General features: G+C 64.4%; 21 protein-coding genes. 11 read left to right on the top strand and 10 right to left on the bottom strand.

The features are described 5' to 3' along the window. Nucleotides 1-120: 120 nt before the first annotated feature. The 3 genes from ACS3WA_RS11095 to ACS3WA_RS11085 form a co-directional block, all read right to left on the bottom strand. Nucleotides 121-1,038, bottom strand: a complete 918-nt coding sequence (locus ACS3WA_RS11095) for a 4-(cytidine 5'-diphospho)-2-C-methyl-D-erythritol kinase (RefSeq protein WP_438278582.1) — start codon at nt 1,036-1,038, stop codon at nt 121-123. Between the two features lie 52 nt (nt 1,039-1,090). Next, nucleotides 1,091-2,872 carry a tetratricopeptide repeat protein gene (locus tag ACS3WA_RS11090; RefSeq protein WP_438278581.1) on the bottom strand — a complete coding sequence of 594 codons (1,782 nt, stop codon included), beginning with the start codon at nt 2,870-2,872 and terminating at the stop codon, nt 1,091-1,093. A gap of 188 nt (nt 2,873-3,060) precedes the next feature. Continuing rightward, nucleotides 3,061-4,722: an electron transfer flavoprotein-ubiquinone oxidoreductase gene (locus ACS3WA_RS11085; RefSeq protein WP_438278580.1), complete on the bottom strand. Its 1,662-nt coding sequence runs from the start codon at nt 4,720-4,722 to the stop codon at nt 3,061-3,063. A gap of 187 nt (nt 4,723-4,909) precedes the next feature. On the opposite strand from ACS3WA_RS11085, the gene ACS3WA_RS11080 reads away from it, so the two are divergent. Further along, nucleotides 4,910-5,743, top strand: a complete 834-nt coding sequence (locus ACS3WA_RS11080) for a uracil-DNA glycosylase (protein ID WP_438278579.1) — start codon at nt 4,910-4,912, stop codon at nt 5,741-5,743. A 10-nt stretch (nt 5,744-5,753) separates the two neighbouring features. On the opposite strand, the gene ACS3WA_RS11075 is transcribed toward ACS3WA_RS11080, so the two are convergent. From ACS3WA_RS11075 to ypfJ, 5 genes are all read right to left on the bottom strand, one after another. After that, entirely contained in the window at nt 5,754-7,262 is a 1,509-nt protein-coding gene (locus ACS3WA_RS11075; RefSeq protein WP_438278696.1) for a glycosyltransferase family 39 protein, read from the bottom strand. A 141-nt stretch (nt 7,263-7,403) separates the two neighbouring features. Then, nucleotides 7,404-8,135, bottom strand: a complete 732-nt coding sequence (locus ACS3WA_RS11070) for a ribonuclease HII (protein ID WP_438278578.1) — start codon at nt 8,133-8,135, stop codon at nt 7,404-7,406. A gap of 301 nt (nt 8,136-8,436) precedes the next feature. Beyond that, entirely contained in the window at nt 8,437-9,600 is a 1,164-nt protein-coding gene (locus ACS3WA_RS11065; protein ID WP_438278577.1) for a PA0069 family radical SAM protein, read from the bottom strand. Nucleotides 9,601-9,648: 48 nt separating this feature from the next. Next, a complete protein-coding gene (moaB, locus tag ACS3WA_RS11060; protein WP_438278576.1) occupies nt 9,649-10,206 on the bottom strand; it encodes a molybdenum cofactor biosynthesis protein B in 558 nt (185 codons plus the stop codon). Nucleotides 10,207-10,330: 124 nt separating this feature from the next. Then, nucleotides 10,331-11,248, bottom strand: coding sequence for a KPN_02809 family neutral zinc metallopeptidase (gene ypfJ / locus ACS3WA_RS11055; RefSeq protein WP_438278575.1), 918 nt, complete (start codon nt 11,246-11,248; stop codon nt 10,331-10,333). 504 nt (nt 11,249-11,752) lie between these two features. On the opposite strand from ypfJ, the gene ACS3WA_RS11050 reads away from it, so the two are divergent. Then, a complete protein-coding gene (locus ACS3WA_RS11050; protein WP_438278574.1) occupies nt 11,753-12,883 on the top strand; it encodes a site-specific DNA-methyltransferase in 1,131 nt (376 codons plus the stop codon). Between the two features lie 165 nt (nt 12,884-13,048). Continuing rightward, on the top strand, nt 13,049-13,735 hold the full coding sequence (locus tag ACS3WA_RS11045; protein ID WP_438278573.1) for a glutathione S-transferase family protein: 687 nt from the start codon (nt 13,049-13,051) through the stop codon (nt 13,733-13,735). Nucleotides 13,736-13,816: 81 nt separating this feature from the next. Here ACS3WA_RS11045 and mutY read toward each other — a convergent pair whose 3' ends face one another. Continuing rightward, nucleotides 13,817-14,977 (bottom strand): A/G-specific adenine glycosylase, encoded by a 1,161-nt coding sequence (mutY, locus tag ACS3WA_RS11040; protein ID WP_438278572.1) that lies wholly within the window; start codon nt 14,975-14,977, stop codon nt 13,817-13,819. A gap of 176 nt (nt 14,978-15,153) precedes the next feature. On the opposite strand from mutY, the gene ACS3WA_RS11035 reads away from it, so the two are divergent. The 4 genes from ACS3WA_RS11035 to ACS3WA_RS11020 all read left to right on the top strand — a co-directional run bounded on the left by ACS3WA_RS11035 (nt 15,154) and on the right by ACS3WA_RS11020 (nt 21,416). Further along, entirely contained in the window at nt 15,154-15,636 is a 483-nt protein-coding gene (locus ACS3WA_RS11035; RefSeq protein ID WP_438278571.1) for a DUF721 domain-containing protein, read from the top strand. A 108-nt stretch (nt 15,637-15,744) separates the two neighbouring features. Then, a complete protein-coding gene (locus ACS3WA_RS11030) occupies nt 15,745-16,407 on the top strand; it encodes a DsbA family protein (protein WP_438278570.1) in 663 nt (220 codons plus the stop codon). 287 nt (nt 16,408-16,694) lie between these two features. Then, entirely contained in the window at nt 16,695-20,201 is a 3,507-nt protein-coding gene (gene smc / locus ACS3WA_RS11025; protein ID WP_438278569.1) for a chromosome segregation protein SMC, read from the top strand. Nucleotides 20,202-20,369: 168 nt separating this feature from the next. Further along, nucleotides 20,370-21,416: a small ribosomal subunit Rsm22 family protein gene (locus tag ACS3WA_RS11020; RefSeq protein ID WP_438278568.1), complete on the top strand. Its 1,047-nt coding sequence runs from the start codon at nt 20,370-20,372 to the stop codon at nt 21,414-21,416. Between the two features lie 10 nt (nt 21,417-21,426). On the opposite strand, the gene ACS3WA_RS11015 is transcribed toward ACS3WA_RS11020, so the two are convergent. Beyond that, nucleotides 21,427-21,780, bottom strand: coding sequence for a YbaN family protein (locus tag ACS3WA_RS11015; RefSeq protein ID WP_438278695.1), 354 nt, complete (start codon nt 21,778-21,780; stop codon nt 21,427-21,429). A 268-nt stretch (nt 21,781-22,048) separates the two neighbouring features. Here ACS3WA_RS11015 and ACS3WA_RS11010 point away from each other — a divergent pair, with 268 nt between their 5' ends. From ACS3WA_RS11010 to ACS3WA_RS10995, 4 genes are all read left to right on the top strand, one after another. Further along, on the top strand, nt 22,049-22,609 hold the full coding sequence (locus ACS3WA_RS11010) for a LemA family protein (RefSeq protein WP_438278567.1): 561 nt from the start codon (nt 22,049-22,051) through the stop codon (nt 22,607-22,609). Between the two features lie 186 nt (nt 22,610-22,795). After that, complete coding sequence (locus ACS3WA_RS11005; RefSeq protein WP_438278566.1) at nt 22,796-23,947, top strand: M48 family metallopeptidase; 1,152 nt, start codon at nt 22,796-22,798, stop codon at nt 23,945-23,947. Between the two features lie 208 nt (nt 23,948-24,155). Then, on the top strand, nt 24,156-24,911 hold the full coding sequence (locus ACS3WA_RS11000) for a hypothetical protein (RefSeq protein ID WP_438278565.1): 756 nt from the start codon (nt 24,156-24,158) through the stop codon (nt 24,909-24,911). A gap of 156 nt (nt 24,912-25,067) precedes the next feature. Beyond that, complete coding sequence (locus ACS3WA_RS10995; protein ID WP_438278564.1) at nt 25,068-25,736, top strand: hypothetical protein; 669 nt, start codon at nt 25,068-25,070, stop codon at nt 25,734-25,736. The last annotated feature ends 8 nt before the right edge of the window (nt 25,737-25,744 follow it).

The following is a 25,744-nucleotide window of genomic DNA, read 5'->3' as shown; positions in this document are numbered from 1 at the left end:
CTTCTGATGGACTCAGAAGCGAAGCTCTGGATCGTTGTGTTGATGCGTTTTCTTCACGCGAACCGGAATCACCGCCGGGATCAAGCTCGAGGGTATGCTTCGTTCGAAAACACTATAAATCTAGCTCAGCGTCCCGGCGTGGACCCACCATTGCGGATGATCGCGCCGGATCGTTTGCGCGGCGCGGAGCGCGTCCGCCTCGTCGCCGAAGATTGCAAAACACGTCGCGCCCGAGCCTGACATCCGCGACAACCGCGCGCCGGTCGCCCGCAATCTCGCGAGCACCTCCCCGATCACCGGCTGAATGCGGATCGCGGGCGCTTCGAGATCATTGGAGCCGCCGGACAGCATCGCGAGCCAGTCACCGATCGACGCGCCGGTCTCCGGCCATGCGATCGCCTCGATCCCATCGGAGGCGCCGGCGTGCAGTTCGCCGTTCCGAAGGCCGAGCGCTGCGAAGACGTCCTTCGTTGCGACGGCAATGCGCGGATTGACCAGCACGGCCGGCATCGCCGGCAAACCCAGCGGCTGCAGGACTTCGCCGACGCCCGTCATCACGCAGGCTTCCGAGCGGACGCAAACCGGCACGTCTGCGCCGGTCAGTCGCGCCGCCTCCATCAATGCCGGATCGCTGAGCGCAATGCCGTTGGCGTCCGCGAGCAGCCGCAACGCCGCAGCCGCATCCGCCGAGCCCCCGCCGATGCCGGCCGCGACCGGCAAATGCTTGTCCAGCGCGAAAACGCCGGTCTTCAGGTGTGCGACCCGCTCGCCGAGCAACCGCGCCGCCTTGAGCACGAGATTGTCCGCAACCGCGCCGCACTCCTGCGCGCGCGGACCGCTGGCGACAAGCGACAGGTTCGCGCCCGGCGTCAGGGTAAGGCGGTCGGCGCAATCGGCAAATGCGACCACGCTTTCGAGATCGTGAAAGCCATCGACGCGCCGCCCCCGGACCCGCAGCGTCAGGTTGACCTTGGCGCGCGCGCGCGCGCTCAGCGCCGGTGCGGTCGATTTCATGCTGGTGATGCCGGTGACGATCATGGCGGATGTCAAATCCAAAAACCGCGCGCGAATCAAATGATTTTTGCCGCGCTCAACCGCCCTTGCCGTCTTCCTTCTTTTTGTCCGCCGATGCCGCAGACGGCGTGTCGTCCGCCGGCAGGCCATGTTCGATCTTGGCCTCGATCTTCGGCAGATCGTCCGGCTCCGGCTTCAGGTCTCGCGCGTGCGACCACTGGAATTTCGCCTCCAGCGTCCGGCCGACGCGCCAGTAAGCGTCGCCGAGGTGATCGTTCACTGTCGGATCCTCGGGCTTGAGATTGATCGCGCGCTCGAGCGTCTTGACCGCCTCCTCATAGTTGCCGATGCGGTAATAGGCCCAGCCGAGGCTGTCGACGATATAGCCGTCGTCCGGCCGCTGATCGACGGCGCGTTTGATCATCTTCATGGCTTCGTCGAGATTGGTGCCGCGGTCGATCCAGGAATAGCCGAGATAGTTCAGGACATGCGGCTGCTCCGGCTGAATTTCGAGCGCCTTCTTCATGTCGACTTCGGCCTTGTCCCAGTTCTTCGAACGCTCCTCGCAGATACCGCGGAAATAGTAATAGACCCAGTTCGGCTTGTCCTTGGCCTCGGCGATCACGTCGATACCCTTGGTGTAGGTTTTCGCGCAATCGGCGAACTTCTTGCGGCCGCGCTCGACATTGCCGAGCGCCATGATGGCTTCCAGATCCTTCGGGTCCTGCTCAATGACATCCTTGAGAATCTTGATCGCTTCGTCACTGCGATCGACGGCATCGAGGTCGGTCGCGAGTTGAACCTGCGCATTTCGCTTCAGCGGAGAATCGGCAGGCACGCGCTCGTAGACGCCGATGGCCATCTGCGGTTTCTTCACCGATTCATAGAGATCGGCGAGCGACAATAGCGCCATCGGATGATTGGGCGCGAGATAAAGCGCGAGTTGCAGATAGACCAGCGCCAGATCCTCGCCACCGCGCCGGGTCAGAGACGCGCCAATGCCGTAAAGAGCTTCGGCGGCGCCGGTTTGCGGCGAACTGACGAGCTGCGGCAGCTTCTTGCCGGCCTTGGTCTCCCTGATGCCTTCCAGGATCAGCGGGTGCCGCGGCAGTTTCTTGTCGAACGACTCATACACCGCGAGCGCCGCCGCATCGTCCTTGTTGCGCGACAGCCAACGCGCATAGGCGTCGGCCACGCGGAGCGCGGAATCGTCGAGCTTGTAGGCGCGCTCGAGGCGAACGCCGGCTTCCTTTTCCCGGTCGGCAAGATCGAGCAGCATCCCCGAATGCAGATCCTTGAAGATCGGGTACCATTCCGGACCGGTCAGCGCGTCGATATTGGCGACGGCCTGCTTGGTATCGCCGGCGCCGTAGTCGGCCCAACCCGACAGCAGCGTCGCCACCAGATCGGTGATCGGCCCGCGGATCGACTGATTGATGTTTTTCCGGGCGGCGGCATATTTCTTCAACTTGAGATTATGAACGCCGACGACCAGCCGGGCGACGCGATTGGATTTGTCGACGGTGAGAATGCGGTCGGCCAGGTTCACGGCGGCACCGATGTCGCCTTCCGCCAGCGACGAGATGAACGCACGATCAAGAAGCTCGTTGTTTTTCGGATCGGTGCGCAACGCCGTGCGATAGAACGCCGCCGCGGACTTGGCGTCGCGCTCCACACTGGCATGACGCGCGGCGAGATAGCTGCCCGCCTTGGTCATGCTGCGCAAATCCCGCGCACTGGGAAACTGCGCGGTATCGGTCGGATGGTCGGGCGTCTGCGCCGCCAGCGGGCCAGACAGCACGAACGAGGACGCGGCGGCAAGGGTGATCGCCAAGCGATTGAAACGAATGGACAACATCGGGATTCGCTCAGCTCCAGGTTTCACGACGGACCTTTTGGCGGTCTCGGATGCGGGCAAGCCGCCGGCTCGCATCGCAACGCCCGCTTCTAACATTCACATCGGCTTTGCGCGAGTGCCTTTGCGACCGCTGGAAATCAACGGATCACTTAAAAAGTCAAGGCGGTCAGGCCTTCACGGAATCGTGGTCACATCGCCTCGTAGTTGGGGCCGCCGCCGCCCTCGGGGGGAACCCAGGTGATGTTTCCATTGGGATCCTTCACGTCACAGGTTTTGCAGTGAACGCAATTCTGGGCATTGATCTGGAAGCGCGGACCGTCGTCCTCCTCGATCCATTCATAAACACCGGCAGGACAGTAACGGCCCGAAGGTCCGGCGTAGACGTCGTGCTCCGAGGTCCTTTGCAGCGTCATATCAGCGACCTTCAGGTGAACCGGCTGGTCCTCTTCATGATTGGTGTTGGACAGGAACACCGAGGATAACCTGTCGAAAGTCAGCTTGCCGTCCGGCTTCGGATAAGCGATCGGCGCGTGCGCCCTCGCAGGATCGAGCGTCTTGCGGTCCGGCCTTGCGTGCGACAAGCTGCCGAACAGCGAAAAGCCGAACAGGGTGTTGGTCCACATGTCGAGCCCGCCGAGCGCCACGCCAATGATGGTGCCGAACTTCGACCACAGCGGCTTGACGTTGCGGACCTTGAACAGGTCCCTGCCGACCGCGGATTCGCGCCACGCATTCTCGTAACCGGCGATCTCGTCGTTGGCGCGCCCCGCTTCGAGCGCCGCGGCGACGTGCTCGGCAGCCAGCATTCCGCTGCCCATCGCGTTGTGGACGCCCTTGATGCGCGGAACGTTGACGAAACCGGCCGCGCAGCCAATCAACGCGCCGCCCGGAAACGTCAGCCGCGGCACCGACTGATAGCCACCCTCGGTGATGGCGCGCGCACCGTAGGCGAGCCGCTTGCCGCCCTCGAACACGCCGCGAATCGAAGGGTGCGTCTTGAACCGCTGGAATTCCTCGAACGGTGACAGGTACGGATCGTCGTAATTCAGGTGCACGACGAAGCCGACCGCGACGCGATCATCGTCGTAGTGATAGAGGAACGAGCCGCCGCCGGTGGAATTGTCGAGCGGCCAGCCGAAGGAGTGCTGGATCAGTCCATTCCTGTGCCTGGCGGGATCGACCTGCCAGACCTCCTTGAGGCCGATGCCGAATTTCGGCGCCTGGCAGGCCTTGTCGAGTCCAAACCCCGCGATCAACTGCCTGGACAGGCTGCCGCGGGCGCCTTCCGCAAACAGCGTGTACTTGCCGCGCAGTTCCATGCCGCGCACGTAGGAGCTTTTGTGCGAGCCGTCGCGCGCGACGCCCATGTCGCCGGTCGCGACGCCGCGGACCGCGCCGCTGTCGTCGTAAAGCACATCCGTCGCCGCAAAGCCGGGATAGATCTCGACGCCGAGCGCCTCCGCCTTCTGCGCGAGCCAGCGGCAGAGGTTGCCGAGCGAGCCGATGTAGCAGCGATGATTGTTCATCAGCGGCGGCATGAGGAAACCGGGCAGCCGGATCGCGCGATGCGGCGTCAGCCAGAAAAACCGGTCGTCCCTGACCCGCGTCTTCAGCGGGCAGTCGGCGTCGGCGCGCCAGTCCGGCACCAGGGCGTCGAGCGCGGCCGGATCGATCACCGCGCCGGACAGGATATGCGCGCCGACCTCGGACCCTTTTTCGACCACGACGATGCTGAGATCGGCATTGAGTTGCTTGAGCCGGATCGCAGCCGACAGGCCCGACGGTCCCGCGCCGACGATAACGACGTCGAAATCCATGGATTCACGGGGCGGCACTTCGTTACTGCTCATGGTCTGCTTCCGCAACCGGCGCTCTCTGCGTCCGTCGTGCATCCAGGGCCTGGATTCGCCTCAAGTCTGGATGCTTCAAGCCTTGTTGTTTCCGATTTTTTGCCTGAGAACAACCATGGAAAACCCCCTCCGGCTTTCGGCGCAGGACCCCCGCCAGTGTTGTTTCCGGCGAAAACGTGGATGCCTCATGACCTCCGATCCCGCACCCACCGTCCGAGACCTCATCGCCTTTTATCTAGAGGCGGGGGTGGATTGTGCGCTTGAGGAGGAACCGGTCGATCGCCTGTTCAGCGGTGGGCCGATCGCTCCGCCCGCCGAAACGCCCCCCACTCCGGCACGACAACCGCCCGACCGCGCGGCCATGGCCGCGCCCCGCGCCGGGATTGCACCACCGCCCGAGATCGCCATCGAAACCGCGCGCGAGGCCGCCCGTACCGCGCCCTCACTCGAAGCGCTGCGGACATTGCTCGACGGCTTCGAGGGCTGCGCGCTGAAATTCACCGCGTCGCGGCTGGTGTTCGCCGACGGCAATCCGCAGGCGCGGCTGATGTTCGTCGGCGAGGCGCCGGGACGCGACGAGGATATCGAGGGCCTGCCCTTCGTCGGCCGTTCAGGCCAGCTTCTCAACCGGATGATCGCGGCGATCGGCCTCAAGCGCAGCGACGTCTACATCGCCAACGTCATTCCATGGCGCCCGCCCGGCAACCGGACCCCGACCCCGCAGGAAACCCAGATCTGCCTGCCGTTCATACGGCGCCAGATCGAACTGGTGAACCCCGACGTTCTGGTCACGCTCGGCAATCCCTCAACGCAGACGCTGCTGCAGACCCGCGAGGGCATCATGAAGACCCGCGGCAAATGGTTCGACTACGACACCGGCACGCGAACGATCCGCGCTATGGCGACGTTCCATCCGGCGTATCTTCTGCGCTCGCCGTCCTACAAGCGCATGGCGTGGCTCGATCTGCGCGCGATCGCCAGAGCGCTGGGAGATAAGGCGCTGGAAGAGACGGCTTCATAGCTTTCTTTCGTCATGGCGCTTTCGGCCGGACAATGCCCCAGCCGATCCGCAACGCGGGAAGCCGGCCGTTGACGAGGCGATCGAACGCCCGTGGAATCTCCGGAACGATGCCGGGAAATCTCTGCGCGATGGCATCGGGCGGCGTGCCCGCGGTATCGGATGCGCGCCAGACCACGACGCCGCCAAGTTCGTTGAATGTCTCCAGGGTGATCCACGGCGTGCGCTCGGGAGTCGCATCGAGCAGGAGATGCGGCCGCGACGGACCAAGTGCGACCAATGCTGCGAGTTGCGGATCGCCGGCGACCGCCTGCAGCGGCCGGCTGGTACGGCGCTGGAAATTCTCGCCGAAGAAACGACCGATCGCCGACGCAGGAATGGATGTCGCAACTTCGGTGCTCGCGAACCACGGCTGAACGATGATGGTCGCGATCACCGCGAGCGCCGGAGCCACCACGGCGGCGAGCCACGCCACGCGCAGCACACGCAGGCGGCGCAGATGAATCACCTCGCCCGACAGCAGAACCACCGCAAGACCCGACATCGACAGCGCAATCGCCGCGCCTCCGACGACGTGATCGATTCCGAACAGCGCCGCGACCAGGCTTCCGCCGAGCGCCGGCGCAAGCGCGAAGACGTAGACGAAATTCTGCGCCAACGGATCGACCGGCGGCCGGATGATCGATGGCGCGTCTTCAGGCTTCCAATTGACGGATTTGGAATTGAGGACGACCAGCAGAACAAGGCCTGCCATCGCCGCCACGAGAGAGAAGAGCAATTCACCCCAGCGCAACAACCGCAGGTGCAGTTCAAAAAAGTCAGGCCAAGGTGGAGCACCGAGCGCGTCGGCCCGCACCAGCCAGATCAGGTACGGCAATGCAAGCACCGCGATCACCAGCAGTGCGAACAGCGGCTCGACCGAATCCAGGGCGTTTCGGCCGCGCTCCGTCGCCAGGGCGAACACGACGAGCGCCAGCAACAACCCGACCGCCGCCGGCGTGGTCAGCAAAAGCACACCGGCTTCGATCGACAGCGCGAACCAGGCATTGCGGCGGCCCTGGGCGACGATCTGCCAGGAATGCAGCAACAGCAACGCCCACAACGGAAAGGCGAGCACCAGCGGGCCGAACGTCAGGCCGGGCGCTCCGAACGCGGTGACCGTCATGGTCAGCAGGATGGCGAGAACCGCCTGCTGGCTGCCGACGATGGTCCTGGCCAGCTCATACAGAACCCGGAATGCAACGATGAAGCAGAGCTGCGACAGCACGTAGACGCCGAACATGTGGTTGCCGGCGGCGCGATAGGCGATGTCGCCGAGCCAGAACGCCAGCGGCGGCCCGAGATCCGTCCCGACCTGATATTCGCGGCCGAACGCCAGCGCGGTTGCGAGATCACCGGGTGGACCTCGATACAGCAGCAGCGGCACCGTGAGCCATATCGCCGCCTGCAGCAGCACCACGATCCAGAACACCAGCAGCGGCCGGGCCCGGATCAGTTCGACAACCAGCGAGGTGAAGCGCATGAAGGGCCTGGTGGCGGCGGGTCTTGCGAGGTTCCAGAGCATTTTCGCCTCTGATTGAATCAGAAGCCAAGCTCTCGATGCCTGCGAGTGATAAAGCGCGTGAGCCGGCCAGGCAACCGGCCAGGCAAAATGGGATCGGTCTCAGACCGCCGCCTCGATCGATATACCGGCCGATGTCTCGCTCGCGGCGGCGCTTTCCCCGATCGCCACAGCACGGTGGCGTTCGCGCGCCGCCACGACCGGCGCGAAGAAGCTGCGATGATGCGGAGTCGGCCCCAGGCGGTCGAGCGCATCGAGATGCTCGGGCACCGCGTAGCCTTTGTGAGACTCAAAACCGTAACCCGGGCAGTCCTGCGCCAGCTTGCACATCAGCCGGTCGCGCGTGACCTTGGCGACGATCGAGGCGGCCGCGATCGATAATACCAGGCCGTCGCCGCCGATCACCGGCTCGCATCCGCACGTGATCTCGATCCGGTCACGGCCGTCGACGAACACATGCTGCGGCATGTCCGGCAGCGCATGGACCGCGCGCGCCAGCGCCCAAAGCGACGCGCGCAGGATGTTGTCGCGGTCGATTCGCGCGCTCGAGGCGGAAACCACCGCGAAAGACGCGGATGCGGTGATCTCCTCGAACAACTCCTCGCGCCGCGCCGCAGTCAAGCGCTTGGAATCGTCGATGCCTTTCGGGATTCGTTTCGGATCGAGCACCACGGCGGCTGCGACCACCGGTCCCGCCAGCGGCCCGCGGCCGGCCTCGTCGCAACCCGCGACCGGCCACACGCCACGCTTGATGAGCGCACGCTCGCGCCGAAAGCTCGGCGGCGCAATAGCCGGCCGTTTTCCCGGCTTGTCCCTGGACGGATCCCGAATCATAGGGGGATGGTGCGAAAACCAACCCGCCGGCGCAACCAGGAACCGGACGCCATGCCCGCAATTCCGGTGCGTCATCGCGGGCCTAGCCGTTGGATAACGGCGTCGCTTCCGCTCGCCTATGCGAAGAACGGCGTCGCTTCCGCTTGCCTGTACGAAGAACGGCATCGCTTCCGCTTGCCTATGGTACCGGCGATCCATCCCCTTCCCTTTATCCCTCCCCCGCCTGCGGGGGGAGAATGGGAGTGATGCCCGGATCACATCCGAACATGACGATGATGCCTCGATCGGACGCAGGAAGACTCTAAAACAGGCTCAACTGCTGTCCGCTGCCTCGAGGCTTGGCAAAATGGTCCGTCGTCAGTTTTGAGCGCTTTTTGTTGAGGCCGAGTTTTTCACAGGCGATCTCGAAGCGGCGGCCGATCATCCAGGCCATCGGCCCGGCGCCCTTCATCCGCGTGCCCCACTGCGAATCATAGTCGCGGCCGTTGCGCATGTCGCGGATCAGCGTGAAGACATGGCGGTAGCGATCGGGGTAGTTCGCCATCAGCCATTCGCGAAATAAATCGCGCACTTCCAGCGGCAGGCGCAGCAGCACATAGTTCGCTTCCCTGACGCCGGCATGGGCCGCGGCATCCAGAATCCGCTCGATCTCGCAGTCGTTCAACGCCGGAATCACGGGGGCCACCATCACCGTGGTCGGAATACCGGCCTCCGACAGCATTCGCAGCGCCTCCAGCCGCCTCATGGGCGTCGATGCGCGCGGCTCCATGGCGCGCGCCAGCCTGGGATCGAGTGAGGTCACCGAGATTGCCACCTTGGCGAGATTGCGCTTCGCCATGCGCGACAGGATGTCGATGTCGCGCGTCACCAGCGCCGATTTCGTCACGATGCCGACCGGATGCGACGCACGCTCCAGCACTTCGAGAATGCCGCGCATGATCTTCCGGTCGCGTTCGATCGGCTGGTAGGGATCGGTATTGGTCCCGATCGCGATCATCTTCGGCTCGTAGCCGTCCGCTGCCAGTTCCTTCTCCAGCAAGGCCGGGGCATCCGGCTTCGCATACAGTTTCGATTCGAAATCCAGCCCCGGCGACAGGCCGAGATAGGCGTGGGTCGGCCGTGCAAAACAATAGACGCAACCGTGCTCGCAGCCCCGATAGGGATTGATCGAGCGATCGAAGCTGATGTCGGGCGAGTCGTTACGGGTGATGACTTTTCGCGCGGTGTCGATCGCGACCGTGGTCTTGAACGGCGGCAGTTCGTCGAGGCTCCGCCAGCCGTCGTCGAAGGCGGTGCGCGCTTCGATCTCGTATCGGCCGCTGGCATTCGACTGCGCGCCGCGTCCCCTCCTGCGCTCGCGATCGATCGCGACCTCAAGCTCGACGAAGGGTGACGCGGCGTCGGCCGGTCCGGGGGGCAACGTGACCGGCGGACGCTTGAGTATGGAAGCCGATGCTCTGCTCATTGAGAGAGCATAGCACCAAACTAGAACAAATCAAGAACAATGCTGCGCCTAAGCGCCCTTGGCCTTCGGCCGGCGCAGGTGTTCATCGAGCCTCGGCATGATCTCGACGAAATTGCACGGACGCGTGCGGTAGTCGAGCTGGTGCGCGAGGATGCTGTCCCAGCCGTCGCGGCAGGCGCCCGGCGAACCGGGCAGGCAGAAGATGAGAGTCGAGCCCGCCGTGCCGGCGGTGGCGCGGCTCTGGATCGTCGAGGTGCCGATCTTGGCGTGGCTCAGCATGTGGAAGGCGATCGAGAAACCGTCCATCCGCTTCTGGAACAGCGGCTCGACGGCCTCGGGGGTGACGTCACGCCCGGTGAACCCCGTCCCGCCGGTGGTGATGACGACATCGATATTCGCGTCAGCGATCCATTTTTTGATCACGGCGCGGATCGCCTCGACATCGTCGGTGACGATCTCGCGCGCGCCGAGCTTGTGACCGGCGGCGGTCAACCGATCCGCCAGCGTCGTACCCGACTTGTCGTCAGCGAGTGAGCGGGTGTCGGATACGGTCAGCACCGCGATGTTGAGCGGGATGAAGGTTTTTGTCTCGTCGATGGACGGCATGGCGGAGCTCCGTCATGCCCGGCCTTGTGCCGGGCATCCACGTCTTCAACATCTTCTCGACGAAAAAGACGTAGATGGCCGGGACACGCCCGGCCATGACTATCATGACATGATGACTTCTAACTCACAAACTATCCGCAGCGAAGGTATTGCAGGCCTGCACGGTGCCCTGCTGATAGCCGGTCATGAACCAGCGCTTGCGCTGCGCCGCGGAACCATGCGTGAAGGAATCCGGCACCACGTGGCCGGTCGCCTGCCGCTGCAAGGTATCGTCACCGATCGCCGACGCCGTGGTCAGCGCGGCGTCGATATCGCCGGGTTCGAGGAAGCCCGGACGTTTCTTCTCTTCGCGGTTGACCCAGACGCCGGACAGGCAATCCGCCTGCAGTTCCACCTTGACCTGCAGCGCGTTCGCCTCGGCCTTGCTACCGGCCTGTTGCTGCAACCGCGTCACCTTCGGCAGGATGCCGAGCAGGTTCTGGATGTGGTGCCCCGCCTCGTGCGCAATGATGTAGGCCGCGGTGAACCTGCAGGCGCTGCCCGAACAGCCATGGAAGCGCGTTTCCACCTGTTTGAAGAAACTGGTGTCGAGGAATATCTGCTTGTCGGGCGGGCAGTAGAACGGGCCCATCGCGGACTGCGCCATGCCACAGCGGCCGCCGTTGGTGGCGTTGCGGAACAGCACGATGCGCGGTCCCGAATAGCTCTGCCCGTTGGCCCTGAAGATCTCGCTCCAGCGGTCGTCGATTTCACCGAGCACGCCGGATATCATTTTGCCCATGTCATCGGTCGGCGCGCCGGTCTTGGAAGGGCGGTTGTCGGTCTGATAGCTCGGGGCCGATCCGCCGCCGGTCAGGATTTCCGCGCCGCCGATCAGGATGCGCGGATCGATGCCGAATGCGTAGCCGACCAGGCCAAGAATCAGAATGGTGCCGATGCCGAGGCCGCCCCGGCCGAAGCCACCGCCGCCGCCAAATCCGCCACCGCCGCCGTCGCGACGATCGTCGATGTTGTCGCTGCGGCGAAAATCGTCATCACGCATGGCGTCGGTCCTCGTTTCGATCGCGACATCACCGCGACCCGGCGACGCCAACGTAAAATTTCCACTTCATTAATCAATAGCCTGCCCGGCAATAATTGCCTAGTGCGGTTCAGGTCGGACTTCGCCTGACCGACTATTGGAACATCGAAAACGAGTCCGAACCGCGGCGTTCGCGCATGATCGCGTGGCGGGGCTGCGAAAACCCCGGTGGCGACGCCTCCGCCGCTCCTGTTTCTCGTCGCTCAGTCTGAGCGTCACGCAACGTACGGTCCGACGATGTTGACGACGAAGACTGCGACCACAACGCGCACATAAGTGAAAAACGATATCGGTTCTGCGCATCACGTTGCGAAGCTCTGCGCGCCACGTGGCGAAAACGCGTCTGCAATCAACGAAAGGCATCTGCAATTAAGTCGATTTTTACTTTGGCAGGTCACTGTAGCGCCAGTCGGTTGTTTGGTCCCGCGTCGCCGACAGCGTCGCCTGAGTCAGAGTATGTGAGTCATGGTCGTGTCGCGTCGCGGGGCGTCTGCAAAGGCGCCCCGCACCAAATTTGACTCCCCCGCTTCGCGTATCATCGTTGGCGACTGCGTCGCCGAGATGTCGAAGCTTCCATCCGGATCGGTCGATCTGGTGTTCGCAGATCCGCCCTACAATCTGCAACTCAAGGGCGATCTGAAGCGGCCCGACGAATCGCACGTCGATGCCGTCAACGACGACTGGGACAAGTTCTCGTCTTTCGCCGCATATGATGACTTCACGCGCGCCTGGCTGCTCGCCTGCCGCCGCATCATGAAGCCTCAAGCGACAATCTGGGTGATCGGCTCCTATCACAACATTTTCCGCGTCGGCGCGATCATGCAGGACCTCGGCTTCTGGATCCTCAACGACATCGTCTGGCGCAAGACCAATCCGATGCCGAATTTCCGCGGCCGCCGCTTCACCAACGCGCATGAAACCATGATCTGGGCGGCGCGCGACGAGAACGCCAAGGGCTACACCTTCAATTACGAGGCGCTGAAAGCCGCCAACGAGGACGTGCAGGCGCGTTCGGACTGGCTGATTCCGCTGTGCACCGGCGACGAGCGGCTGAAGGGCAAGGACGGCAAGAAAGTGCATCCGACCCAGAAGCCGGAAGGTTTGCTGGCGCGGGTTTTGTTGTCGTCGTCCAAGCCAGGTGATCTCGTGATCGATCCGTTCAACGGCACGGGCACCACCGGAGCCGTCGCCAAGCGTCTCGGCCGCAGCTACATCGGTTTCGAGCGCGACCGGACCTATGCCGCCGCCGCCGAGCAACGCATCGCGGCCGTCGAACCGCTGCCGGAAGCAACCCTGGCCCCGTTCATGACCGCGCGCCAGGCGCCGCGTGTGGCGTTCTCTGAACTGATCGAGCGCGGCATGATCTCGCCCGGCGCGAAACTCGTCGATGCGAAAAAGCGGCACGGCGCCCTGGTGCGCGCCGACGGCGCCATCATGCTCGGCGACAAGGTGGGGTCGATCCACCGCATCGGCGCGGTGGCGCAAGGCGCGGGCGCCTGCAATGGCTGGACCTTCTGGCACATCGAGACCAGCAAGGGCCTCAGATTGATCGACGAGCTGCGCGCCGAAATCCGCAGCCGGATGGTGGCCGACTGAGACCGCCCATCGTATCGACCTGACGGGGCTGGGCCGTGCAGCCGACTCACAGCCGATCATAAAATTCGCCCGTTGCATCGTTCGAAAAATCCGAGCATGGAATGGCCCATCGCGGCGATCCGCCCGCGTCCCCATTCAGTTCAAGAACAAACAGAGGATTTTTTGATGCTCAAGTTCTATTTCAACGGCGCGCCGAACCCGAACAAGGTCGCGCTGTTTCTGGAAGAAACCGGCCTGCCCTTCGAGCTGGTGCCGGTCGATACCCGCAAGGGCGACCAGTTCAAGCCGGAGTTCCTGAAGGTGAACCCGAACGGCAAGGTGCCGGCGATCGATGACGACGGCGTGTTCGTATTCGACAGCAATGCCATCCTTCTTTATCTCGGCGAAAAGACCGGCAAGTTCATGCCGGCCGATACGCCCGCAAATCGCGCGCAACTCTTGTCGTGGCTGATGTTCATCGCGAGCGGCCTCGGGCCCTATGGCGGCCAGGCCATCCATTTCAAGGACTATGCGCCGAAAGGCATGGACTACGCGGTCAACCGCTATCTGTTCGAGGCGCATCGTCACTACAAGGTTCTCGACGATCATCTCGCCAGCAGTCGCTACATGGTCGGCGACACCTACACCATCGTCGACATGGCGTTCTGGGGTTGGGCGCGCATGGCGTCTCGCGTGATCGGCGAGAGCGGCGTTGCCAAATATCCGAACTTCAAGCGGCTGCTCGACGAGGTCTCGGCGCGGCCGGCTGCGGCGAGGGCGATCGCGCTGAAGGACAAGTTCACCTTCAAGACCGAGAACGACGACGAAGCCAAGGGTTTCCTGTACCGCCATATGACGACCAAGGTTGCCTGATCGGCTTTCATCTTCGGCAACGAGGCCCTTCGGCGCACGCCGGAGGGCCTTTTGCTTGCGCGGCGCGACGGGACGGCGACGTCAGATTTTCTCGCCTGTTTTCGACCGGGCAGGATCTTGTCCGAAAACCGGCTTCCCCTTTGCGCTGGCGCGGCCCTTCGGGTCAGCACCATGCTCCAACCCGTGCGCGATGACCTTGCGCATCAGGTTCGGCAACGCTTCATCCTTCAGCGTTGCGATCGGCGTCCAGCGCATGCCATCGGGCGCGCGGGTCCGCGCGGCAGCGGTCGCGGTATAGACGGCCAGTTCCAATGGAAAATGCGTGAAGACATGCGTCACCGTGCCGGCCTTGCGCCGCCAGCGCGCGGTGCCGATTGACGGCGCCTGCTTCCGTGCGGTTGCATCATCCTGCGCGGCGAGCCAGTCCGATGTCGGCACTTCCGTCATGCCGCCGAGCAGACCTTTTGTCGGCCGCGTCCGGACCAGCAGTTCATCGCCGCGCGTCACCACGAAAGCCGCGCCGCGCCGCAACTCGCCCGCCTTCTTCGGCGTCTTGCGCGGAAAGGTCTCCTGGTCGCCGCGCAGCCGCGCGACACAATCATCGCCCAGCGGACACAGCGCGCAGGCCGGCTTCTTCGGCGTGCAGATGGTCGCGCCGAGATCCATCAGCGCCTGCGCGGAATCGCCTGACCGCGAGGGTCCCAGCAGCGTCGCCGCAAGCTCCCGGATGCGCGGCTTCGCCTTCGGCAGCGGCTCCTCCATCACGAACAGTCGCGACACCACGCGCTCGATGTTGCCATCGACGGGCATGGTGCGGCGGCCGAACGCGATCGCAGCGATCGCCGCCGCCGTGTAGGCGCCGATTCCCGGCAGCACGCGCAAGCCCTCTTCCGTATCGGGAAATGCGCCGCCGTGATCGCACCGCACCGCCACGGCGCAGGCGTGAAGATTGCGCGCGCGCGAATAATAGCCGAGCCCGGCCCACATCCTTAAGACATCATCGAGCGACGCGTTCGCCATCGCATCAATGTCCGGCCAGCGCGCCAGGAACTTTTCGAAATACGGCCCGACCGCCCTCACCGTGGTCTGCTGCAGCATGATCTCCGACAGCCAGACCCGATAAGGGTCTGCGGCTTCGCCGGGCAGCGCGCGCCATGGCAGACGGCGGCGGTTCCGGTCGTACCAGGCGAGCAGCCGCGCGGAACGGCTCCTTCGCTCATTGTTTTCCACGGACAGCGCCATGTATCGACTCTAGACGTTCGACGAAATCCTCTCCACGTCATGCCCGCGCTTGTCGCGGGCATCCACGTCTTTATTCATTCTGGACCGGCAAGACGTGGATGGCCGGAACAAGTCCGGCCATGACGACATATTTTCACCGCATCCCAAACCAGATGCCGACATGCTATAAGGCGCGGATGTCCAAGCCCGGTCCGATCTCGGCCAAGCCGTTGTCCGCGCTGCTCGGCGATGTCTTTTCCGACGCCTATGCGCGGCAGGGTTTTGCAACGCGCGAACTGGTGACGCGGTGGGCGGAAATCGCCGGACCCGAGATCGCCGCGCATTCCGAACCGATGAAAATCCAGTGGCCCCGCCCCGTCGAGGGACAGCCCGAGCGACCGGCGACGCTGGTGCTGCGGGTCGAAGGTCCGGCGGCGCTGGAAATCCAGCACGCCTCCGACGTCATCCTGCAACGGGTGAATCGCTTCTTCGGCTGGAACGCGGTTGGCCGGCTGGCCTTGCGGCAGGCGCCGCTGTCACGCCAGACTCGGCGGCGAAAGGCCGCGCCTCCGCCGGACGAGACGGATGTCGCCAGTGTCGCCGGGACGCTGTCATCGATCGAAGACGACGGTTTGCGCGCGGCGCTGGCGCGGCTTGGCGCCTCAATCAAGCGAAATTGACGCGACCATGGAATAGGCTTCCGACAGCGCGCCATTGCCACAATTGTCGTTTCAAGCTAGCGAACAAATGTCTTTCAGGCGCGCTTGCGCCGTTTCGGGAGCAAACCCTTGATCATCACGCGCCGCGCCTTCACCGCTGCCCTCTCGCTGAGCGGACTCGCCGCCTTCGCAGGTCTCTCGCCCTGGCGCCTGATCGGCGAGGCCATGGCCCAGAGCGTCACCGCCGCCGACGTCGCCAAACCGGTCTCGCTGCCGGACATGGCGCTCGGGCCCAAGGATGCCGCCGTCACCATCACCGAATACGCCTCGATGACCTGTCCGCACTGCGCGCGCTTTGCGGAAAACGTGTTCCCGAAGATCAAGACGGAATACATCGACACTAACAAGGTCCGCTACGTGTTCCGCGAATTCCCGCTCGACATCAAGGCGGCGGCCGGCTCGATGCTGGCCCGCTGCATCGCCAAGGACGACGCGGGAAAATACTTCGCCGTTATCGACACGCTGTTCAAGTCGCAGGATGTCTGGACCGGATCGAAGACCACGGAATCGCTCAAGCAGATCGGCAAGCAGGCCGGCCTCAGCGGTCAGGAGGTCGAAACCTGCCTCAAGGATCAGGCCCTGCTCGACAAGATCGCGGCCGACCAGAAATACGCCAACGAGGTTCTGAAGGTGAATTCGACGCCGACATTCTTCATCAATGGCGAGATGGTGAAGGGCGAGACCTCGTTCGAGGAGTTCAAGAAGAAGATCGACCCGCTGTTGAAGGGCTGAAGCACCGCTCGTTCGGCCGCGGTTATCCGAGGCGTCATCGTCCGCGAAGGCGGACGATCCAGCGCAGAGGATGTCGGAACGTTTCCGCAACCGCCCCGCGCGACCGCCCCGATGTTCTGCCTAACTCCCGTAAAAGCCTCTGGAAAAGCCGGTCCCCACGGTTGCCCGGACGCGGCGCCCTCGTCATTGTCGAGCCTCGCGAGGCGCGACTCGGGGCTGCCGGCAATACTACATATGGTATTGTAACTGCGGGCTGATTCGCGTCTTGCCAGCACAGCAGAGTGCCCATGAAACTCACGCGCCTTCGCCTTCACGGATTCAAGTCGTTCGTCGAGCCCACCGATTTCGTGATCGAGCCGGGTCTCACCGGCGTGGTCGGGCCGAACGGCTGCGGCAAGTCCAACCTGGTCGAAGCGCTGCGCTGGGCGATGGGCGAGACGTCGTACAAGTCGCTGCGCGCCGCCGACATGGACGCGGTGATCTTCGCAGGCTCGGGCAACCGCCCGGCGCGCAACCACGCCGAAGTGGTGATGACGATCGACAATACCGATCGCTCCGCGCCCGCGGCCGTCAACGATTCCGAGACGCTGGAGATTTCACGCCGGATCGAGCGCGAGGCCGGTTCGGTCTATCGCATCAACGGCCGCGACGTTCGCGCCCGCGACGTGCAGATCCTGTTCGCCGACGCCGCCACCGGCGCACGCTCGCCGGCGCTGGTTCACCAGGGCAAGATCGGCGAGATCATCCAGGCCAAGCCCGAGCAGCGCCGCCGCGTGCTGGAGGACGCCGCCGGCGTCGCCGGCCTGCATGCACGACGTCATGAAGCCGAACTGCGGCTGAAGGCGGCAGAGACCAATCTCACCCGCGTCGAGGACGTAATCGGCCAGCTCTCCGGCCAGATGGATGGCCTCAAGAAGCAGGCGCGGCAGGCGATCCGCTATCGCGACGTCGCGGCGAAAGTGCGCAAGACCGAGGCCATGCTGTTCCACCTGCGCTGGCTGGACGCACAGGCCGAGGTGGCGGAAGCCGCCAGAATTCACGATTTGAACGTCCGCGAACTGGCCGAACGCACCCGCGAGCAGGCGGAAGCCGCCCGCGTCCAGGCGGAACGCGCGTCCGAACTGCCGGCGCTGCGCGAGGCGGAAGCCCGCGCCGCCGCCGGACTGCAGCGCCTCACCAGCGCGCGCGAAGCGCTCGACCGTGAGGAGGAGCGCGCGAAGGAGCGCGCCGCCGAACTCGACCGTCGGCTGACGCAGCTCGCATCCGACATCGAGCGCGAGCAGCGGCAATCCTCCGATGCCGAGGACGCCTTGCGGCGGCTCGACGCCGAGGACACCGAGCTGAAGGAGGAGATCAAGTCACGCGTCGAGACCCGCAGCGGTGTCGACGAGCGGGTGGCGCAGGCGGAAGCAACCCTCGCCGCGACAGAGGCCACGTTCGCAGAATTGACCCGCGCGCTGGCCGACCTCACCGCCAAGCGCAACCAGCTTGAATCGAACGTGCGGACCCATCGCGACCGTCTGGCGCGCATCGACCAGCAGATCGCGGACGTGCGGCGCGAGACCGAGGCGCTGGCGCAGCAGACCAGCGGTTTCGGCGATCTCGATGCGTTGAGCGGGGCGATCGAGGGCGCACAGCAGGCGCTCGCGCAATCGGAAAGCCTGAGCCGCGAGCGCGAGGCCGAACATGCCGCCGCGCGGGGGCGGCTCGAAGCAGCCCGCTCCGGCGTCGAAGCGGCGCGCGGACCTTTGCAGGAGGCCGACAAGCGCGCCCAGCGGCTCGAGACCGAAGCCAAGACCATCGCCAAGATCCTCAACGGCGAAAGCAAGAACCTGTGGCCGCCGATCATCGACGGCATCAGCGTCGACAAGGGTTACGAGAAGGCGATCGGCGCCGTGCTCGGCGACGACCTCGACGCACCGGTGGACCAGTCCGCGCCGATGCGCTGGACCGGCGCAACCGTGACGGCCGAGGACCCGGCGTTGCCGGGGGGCGTGGAATCGCTTGCAGCCCATGTGCAGGCGCCGCCCGAACTGGCGCGGCGGCTGGCCCAGATCGGCGTCGTCGCCAGGGAGCGCGGCGCGGAGCTGGTTGCGCATCTGAAAACCGGCCAGCGGCTGGTGTCGCTCGAAGGCGACGTCTGGCGCTGGGACGGCTTTGTGACCGCGGCCCATGCCCCGACCGGCGCGGCACGACGGCTCGCCGAGCGCGCGCGTCTTGCCGATATCGAGAGCGAGATCGAGCGCGCGCGCGTGGAAGTGGCCGAGCGGCGGCAGGCGCTGGAGGTCGCTCAGCAGGCGGTGACTGCTTCCGGCCAGGCCGTCACCGCAGCCGCCTCAGCCGAGAGCGAGGCGCGCAATGCCTGGCGCACGGCGCAGCGCGAAGCCGACGCCGCGCGTGAACGCCATGCCAGCGCCGAGCGCGAGATCAATCGCCATGCGGCGCGCCGCTCGGCGCTGACGGAGGCGCACAACCGCCTGACCAGCGACCGCACGGAAGTCGCCGCCGCCCATGAAGCCGCCACCGCCGCGCTTGGCGAGTTGCCGCCAAGCCTCGATACCGAAACCAAGCTCGGCGAAGTTCGGACCGAGATCGACGGCCATCGCCGGCTCGCCGCGCAGGTGCGGGCCGAGGCGCAGGCGCTGGCGCGCGAAGCCGAGCTTGCCGACCGCCGCCTGCTGGCGATATCGGCAGAACGCAACGAATGGCAGACCCGCAAGCAGAGCGCGGCCTCGCAAATCGCGACCATCGAAGCGCGCGTCACCGAGGTGAAAGCGGAGCGCGCCGAGCTTGACAACGCGCCGGCGCTGTTCGCCGAGAAGCGCAGCGCCATCATCAGCGAGATCGAGCACGCCGAGAAGGACCGTCGCGACGCTGCCGATGCGCTCGCCGCCGCCGAAGCCGCTATGGCGGAAACCGATCGCGCCGCGAAAATCTCGCTGGAGGCGCTGTCGAGCGCGCGCGAGGCCACCGCCCGCGCCGAGGAACGCATGGACGGCAGCAAGCGTCGTCTGGAGGATACCGAACGGGAAATTCGCGACATGCTCGAGGTCGAGCCCGGCGTGGTGGCCTCGCTGGCCGAGGTCCATGACGGTGTCGACCTGCCGCCGCTGCCGGAGATCGAGACGGAGCTGGAAAAGCTGCGCCGCGACCGCGACCGCCTCGGCGCCGTCAACCTGCGCGCCGAGGAGGAACTGCGCGATGTCGAGACCCAGCACACCTCGCTCGCCACCGAGCGCGACGATCTCGTCGAAGCCATCAAGAAGCTGCGCACCGGCATCCAGAGTCTCAACCGTGAAGCGCGCGAGCGGCTTCTGACCTCGTTCGAGACCGTCAACACCCATTTCAAGCGGCTGTTCACCCAGCTGTTCGGCGGCGGCGAGGCGGCGCTGCACCTGATCGAGAGCGACGATCCGCTGGAAGCCGGACTGGAGATCATCGCCAAGCCCCCCGGCAAGAAACCGCAGACGCTGTCGCTGCTCTCGGGCGGCGAGCAGGCGCTCACCGCGATGGCGCTGATCTTCGCGGTGTTCCTCACCAACCCCTCGCCGATCTGCGTGCTGGACGAAGTCGACGCACCGCTCGACGACCACAACGTAGAACGCTTCTGCAACCTCCTGCACGAGATGACCTCGTCCACGGAAACGCGCTTCATCATCATCACCCACAACCCGATCACCATGGCGAGCATGAACCGGCTGTTCGGCGTGACCATGGCCGAGCGCGGCGTCTCGCAACTGGTGTCGGTCGACCTCGAAGACGCGGTGAAGATTCTCGACCAGAACGTGGCGTAGTACCCTCCCCTTGAGGGGGGAGGGTCGACGCGAGTGAAACGAGCGGCGGGGTGGGGTGACTGCCCCGATGTCTTTCTCGACCCTGACACATTGATAATCGTGACGCGGAGCACCCCACCCCGCCTGCCTACGGCAGGCGACCCCTCCCCCTCAAGGGGAGGGTAACCCATGATCCCGCCTGCCCTTCCCGCCGCGCTGCGCACTGCGCTCGACCAAAAGGCGCAAGGCCTCTCCCGCAGCGACGCCGCGGGCCGCGCGGCAGCGATCTCGCAGACCTATCGCTGCGGCGGGGGCTCGGATGCGATCCGGAACCAGACCGACGCACTCGCCTATGCGCTGGCACGGATGCCGGCGACCTATGCAGCCGTCGTCGCCTGCTTCAACGCGCTCCACGAGATCCGCCCGGAATTCGCACCGGCGAGCCTGCTCGACCTCGGCGCCGGTCCGGGCACCGCGACATGGGCGGCGGCACAGGCGTTCGATTGCCTCGACGAATTCACCGCGATCGATGCCAATACGGCATTGCGGACGCTCGCGCTCGACCTCGTGTCCGACGAGACGCGGCTGCGCCGTCTCCACTATGCGCAGAGCGATATATTCGCCGGAATCCGGGACGAGCCGGCAGGCGCCGATCTCGTCGTCGCGAGTTACGTCATTGGCGAAATGAATGCCGACCGGCAAGCCGCCCTCGCTGACTTGATGTGGGCGGCGACCCGCGATGCGCTGCTGGTGGTCGAACCCGGCACGCCCGCCGGCTACCGGCGCATCATCGATCTGCGCCGCCGGCTCGTCGCGCGGGGCGCGCACGTCATCGCGCCCTGCCCGCACGACCGCGAATGTCCGCTCATGGCATCTTCAAGCGAAGCAGGCGCTGTTTCGGCTGAAGACAACACGTCAAAACAGAAAGCCACCCCGGACTGGTGTCATTTCGTGCAGCGGCTGCCGCGATCCCGCGCGCACAAGCAGATCAAGGGCGCGGAGCTCCCTTTCGAGGATGAGAAATTCAGCTACGTCGCGCTGGCACGAACACCCGCCTTGCAACGTCCGTCGCGGGTGCTGGCGCCGCCGCTGGTCACCAAGGCCGGGATGCGGATCAAACTGTGTCAGACCGACGGGTGCGCCGGCTTCGTGACAATTCCCCGTCGCGACAAGGCCGCTTACGCGCGCGTGCGACGGATCGGTTGGGGCGGCACCCTCAAATCCGACCGAACATAATTGCCCAAGACTATGATGGCCGCGTGAAAACGTAGACCAGTCCGGTGAGCATGATGAGCGCCACCGCCGCCGTGAGCCAGAGTCCCGGATGGCTGCCGAACCAGAACATCGTGAAACCAATCGCCATGCCGCCAAGCGCCATCAGCTTGGCCTTGACCGGAATCGCGCCGCGCTCTCGCCAGCCGCGCAACAGCGAGCCGAAACGCGGATGCTGCAACAGCCACTTTTCCAGCCGAGGGGAAGAGCGCGCGAAACACGCAGCAGCCAGGATCAGGAACGGCGTCGTCGGCAGCACCGGCAGGAACGCGCCGATAAAACCGAGCGCAACGAACCCGATACCCAGCACCAGAAACACGTAGCGCATCATCCGCGGCGTGGTGGCGTGCGGATCGACGGCACTGGGCGTCCCTGCACCCAAAGACTGCTCGTTCGCGATCATTCCCTCGCCATTCTGATCAGCCACACCAAAATTCCTGCAAATCCATGCTTCCACAGAACCAGGTACCCGACAACTTGAACTTTTCTAAGGATTTTCGATACCAAGAGATGCCCTTCACGGCGGTTCCTGCTGTTTGCGCCTCATTTCGTCTACGGTAGCCGCCTTCGCCCGTCTTATTCAGGAGCCCTCCCCCATGTCGTCCGGCTGGATCATTCTCGGCGTCCTTGTCGCCATCGCCTTGTTCGCGCTTGTCGCCTATAACCGGCTGGTCGCACTCAACCAGCGCGTCGGCCAGGCATTCGCCGACATCGACGTGCAGCTCAAGCAGCGTCACGATCTGGTTCCGAACCTGGTCGAAACCGTGAAAGGCTATGCCGCGCACGAGCGCGGGACTCTGGACGATGTCATCAAGGCGCGCAACGTGGCGATGTCGGCACAGGGTCCTGCGCAGGTCGGCGCCGCCGAGAACCAGTTGAGCGGCGCGCTCGGCCGCCTGATCGCGCTGTCGGAGGCCTATCCCGATCTCAAGGCCAACGCCAACTTCCAGCAGCTCGCCAGCGAACTTTCCGACCTCGAAAACAAGATTGCGGCCAGCCGCCGCTTCTTCAACAACGCGGTCCAGGAATACAACACCGGCATCCAACAGATGCCGGCGGCGTTGTTCGCCGGGACGTTCGGTTTCACCCGCAAGGAGTTCTTCGACCTCGGCGCCAGCCGCACCACGGTGGAGCAGACGCCGCAGGTGAAATTCTGATCACGATTCCGCGGAGTCCGGAGCGATGCTTGTTTATCAGCGTCATTCCCGGGCGTCGCGCAGCGACGAACCCGAAATCCACTCCCAATCGCAAAGCTCAGGATTTTGGGTTCACGCCATCGGCGCGAACGCGAGGCATTCGTCGCCGGGGGTGACCCCGAATGACGACTTCTAGGCGAACACGCCATGGCAGCTTACGGTCTCTACACCCACATCGCATCGAACAAGATCCGTTCGATGTTTCTGCTCGCCGGCCTGTTCTTGCTGATTTACGTGATGGTGTTCTCCGGCGCGCTGATCGCCGAAGTCGTCCGGCGCGGCACGGACCATACCGCGGCGTTCTATTTCACCCGGGCCTGGCATGACCTGATCGCCGCGTTTCCCTGGGCCACGGCGGGTTCGGCACTCTGGATCGTCATCGCCTATTTCTTTCATCAGTCGATGATCGATGCGGTCACCGGCGGCCGTGACGTCAGCCGCAAGGAACAGCCGCGACTCTATAACCTTTTGGAAAATCTGTGCATCTCGCGCGGCATTCCGATGCCGAAGCTGAAGGTGATGGACACCGATGCGGTCAACGCCTTCGCCACCGGCCTGAACCGCCGCCAATACGCCATCACCGTCACCACAGGGCTGATGAAGGAACTCAACGATCGGGAGATGGAGGCGGTGTTGGGGCACGAGCTGACCCACATCCGCAATGGCGACGTGCAGTTGATGGTGGTCGCCGTCATCATCGCCGGCGGCGTCAGCTTCCTTGCTGAACTGTTCTTCCGCATCTTCCTCAACGGCGGCACGCGGATCGGCGGCGGAAGCTGGCGCTCGTCCCGCTCGTCCTCATCATCAGGCGGCAACAGCGACAGCAAGGGCGGGGGCGCTGTTGTCGCCCTGATCGTCGCCGTGGCCCTGATCGCGCTGGCCTGGTTCCTGTCGCAGGTGGTGCGGCTGGCGCTGTCGCGCTCCCGGGAACTCATGGCCGATGCCGGCTCGGTCGAATTGACCAAGGATCCCGATGCCATGATTTCGGCGCTGCGCAAGATCGAGAACCGCGGCGAACTGCCGGGCGCGACCTCCGCGGTGATGGAAATGTGCGTCGACAACCCGCGCGAAGGCTTCGCCGACCTGTTCGCCACCCATCCGTCGATCGAGACGCGGGTGCGTGCGCTGGTGACATATGCCGGCGGCCGCGATCCCGGCCCGATCCGTCATCTTCAGGAGGAGCGCAACGCGACCGATCCGGCCGGCAAGCAGGAACTGTCGCCGGGGCCGTGGAGCGAACCCGCGCCGCCAGCGCCCGCGACGCCCCCTGCTCCCGGACCCTGGGGCAATCATTCCTGATCCTCGGCGTTTCGAAGTCGATTCACACTCGCAAAGTTGCGCAAGAAGAAACGATTTTCCGGGCGCCATGACGAATTTCGCCGGATTTAACATATCGAATTGAATTCTCCCTCGTTTCTGCCATGGTCGCGCCCCAAGCAAACATGGGGACATGCCGTCCGCGCGACCATGCGCGGTTTTCGGCTTTCAGCTTGCTCAAAGGGATCTCATGGCCAAGCCAGCAGTGATTGTGGTGGGTGCGGACAAGGGCGGGGTCGGCAAGACCACGGTTTCGCGCACCGTGCTCGACTATTTCAACGCCAACAACGTGCCAACCCGAGCGTTCGACACCGAATCGCCGCGCGGCACGCTGAAGCGCTTTCACCCTGACATCACCGAGATCGTCGACATGACGACGACCGCGGACCAGATGAAGATCTTCGACACGCTGAACACGGCCAAGGCCAGCGTCACGGTGATCGACGTCCGCGCCGGACTGATGTCGCCGGCGCTGGCCTCGCTTCGCGACATCGGGTTCCTCGATGCGGCGAAGTCCGGGCAGATCACCTTCGCGGTGTTCCATATCCTCGGCCCCTCGATCGCCTCGCTCGACGAAATCGCGGAGACCGCGAGCTTCATGTCCGGCGCGAAATATTTCCTCGTCAAGAATTTCATCAACAACACGAACTTCTTCGAGTGGGACCAGGCGACCTACAACGCCTACTTCCGCAAGATCAAGGACGCGACCGAGATCACCATCCCGAAGCTCAACGAGATGGCGTACGAGCAGGTCGAGGTATCCTCGGTGCCGTTCCTCAAATTCGTGGCCAACAAGGGACAGAAGAACGAGTCCGCGAACTACTCGTTCGTCCTGCGCGGCTACGTCCGTCACTGGCTCGCGAATGTCTGGGGCGAATTCGACCGCATCAAGCTCACCGACATCGTCACCTCGAAGGAGAAAGCCAGCCGCGCCTCGGCCAAGTAAACGGTCGTCTGAACGAACCGGGCGAGGGACGCTTCCACTCGCGCCGATAGCGCAGACCTCGTAGACCTCTCGGACGCACAAGCGCGCATCGAGAATGACGGTGGAGAGTTTTTCGACATCCTGCTAGATCGGGATGCTCTCTCCGATATATCGGTCATGCCCCGCACGCCCGTCTACATCATTTGCTCGCCACGGCCGCAAGTCGGCAAGACGCTGATCGCGCGGCAGTTCAGCGAGTTTCTGCGCCTGCAGCGGGGCGATGTCCTGGCGTTCGACGTCAACATCCAGGAGCCGTCGCTGGTCGACTACCTGCCGCGCCTCACCGAGACCGCCGAGATCGACGACACCTACGGCAAGATGGCGCTGATGGACCGCCTGATCGTCGATGACGGCCTCGCCAAGGTGATCGACCTCGGCTACCACGCGTTCGACGAATTCTTCGGGATGATTGCGGAAATCGGTTTCATCAAGGAAGCCGCCCGGAGCAACGTGGCGCCCGTTGTCCTGTTCGTGGCCGACAGCGACCGCGTGTCCACGCGCGGCTATCACACCCTGCGGGCAATGCTGCAGCCCGACGCGCTCGTCATTGTCGACAACGAATACGTCCTGCGCGGAGACCTGCCAGAAATTTTCATGCACAGTCAGGTGGTGCGCATCGCGGTGCTTCCGCCGTTTCTCAAGAGCTACATCGAGCGGCCCACTTTTTCCTTCACCGGCTATCTGCGAACGGAGAAGGATACGTCCACCGAACTGCATCAGTGGGTCCGCAGCAATTATTTCAGTTTCCGCGAGATCGAGCAGCGACTGGCGCAGCAGCGGGGGTGAAGAACTCT

The organism is Nitrobacter sp. (genome assembly GCF_051535235.1).
Taxonomy (GTDB): domain Bacteria; phylum Pseudomonadota; class Alphaproteobacteria; order Rhizobiales; family Xanthobacteraceae; genus Nitrobacter.
The sequence above is the reverse complement of the archived record's forward strand: the minus strand, read 5'-3'. Positions and strand labels throughout refer to the sequence as shown.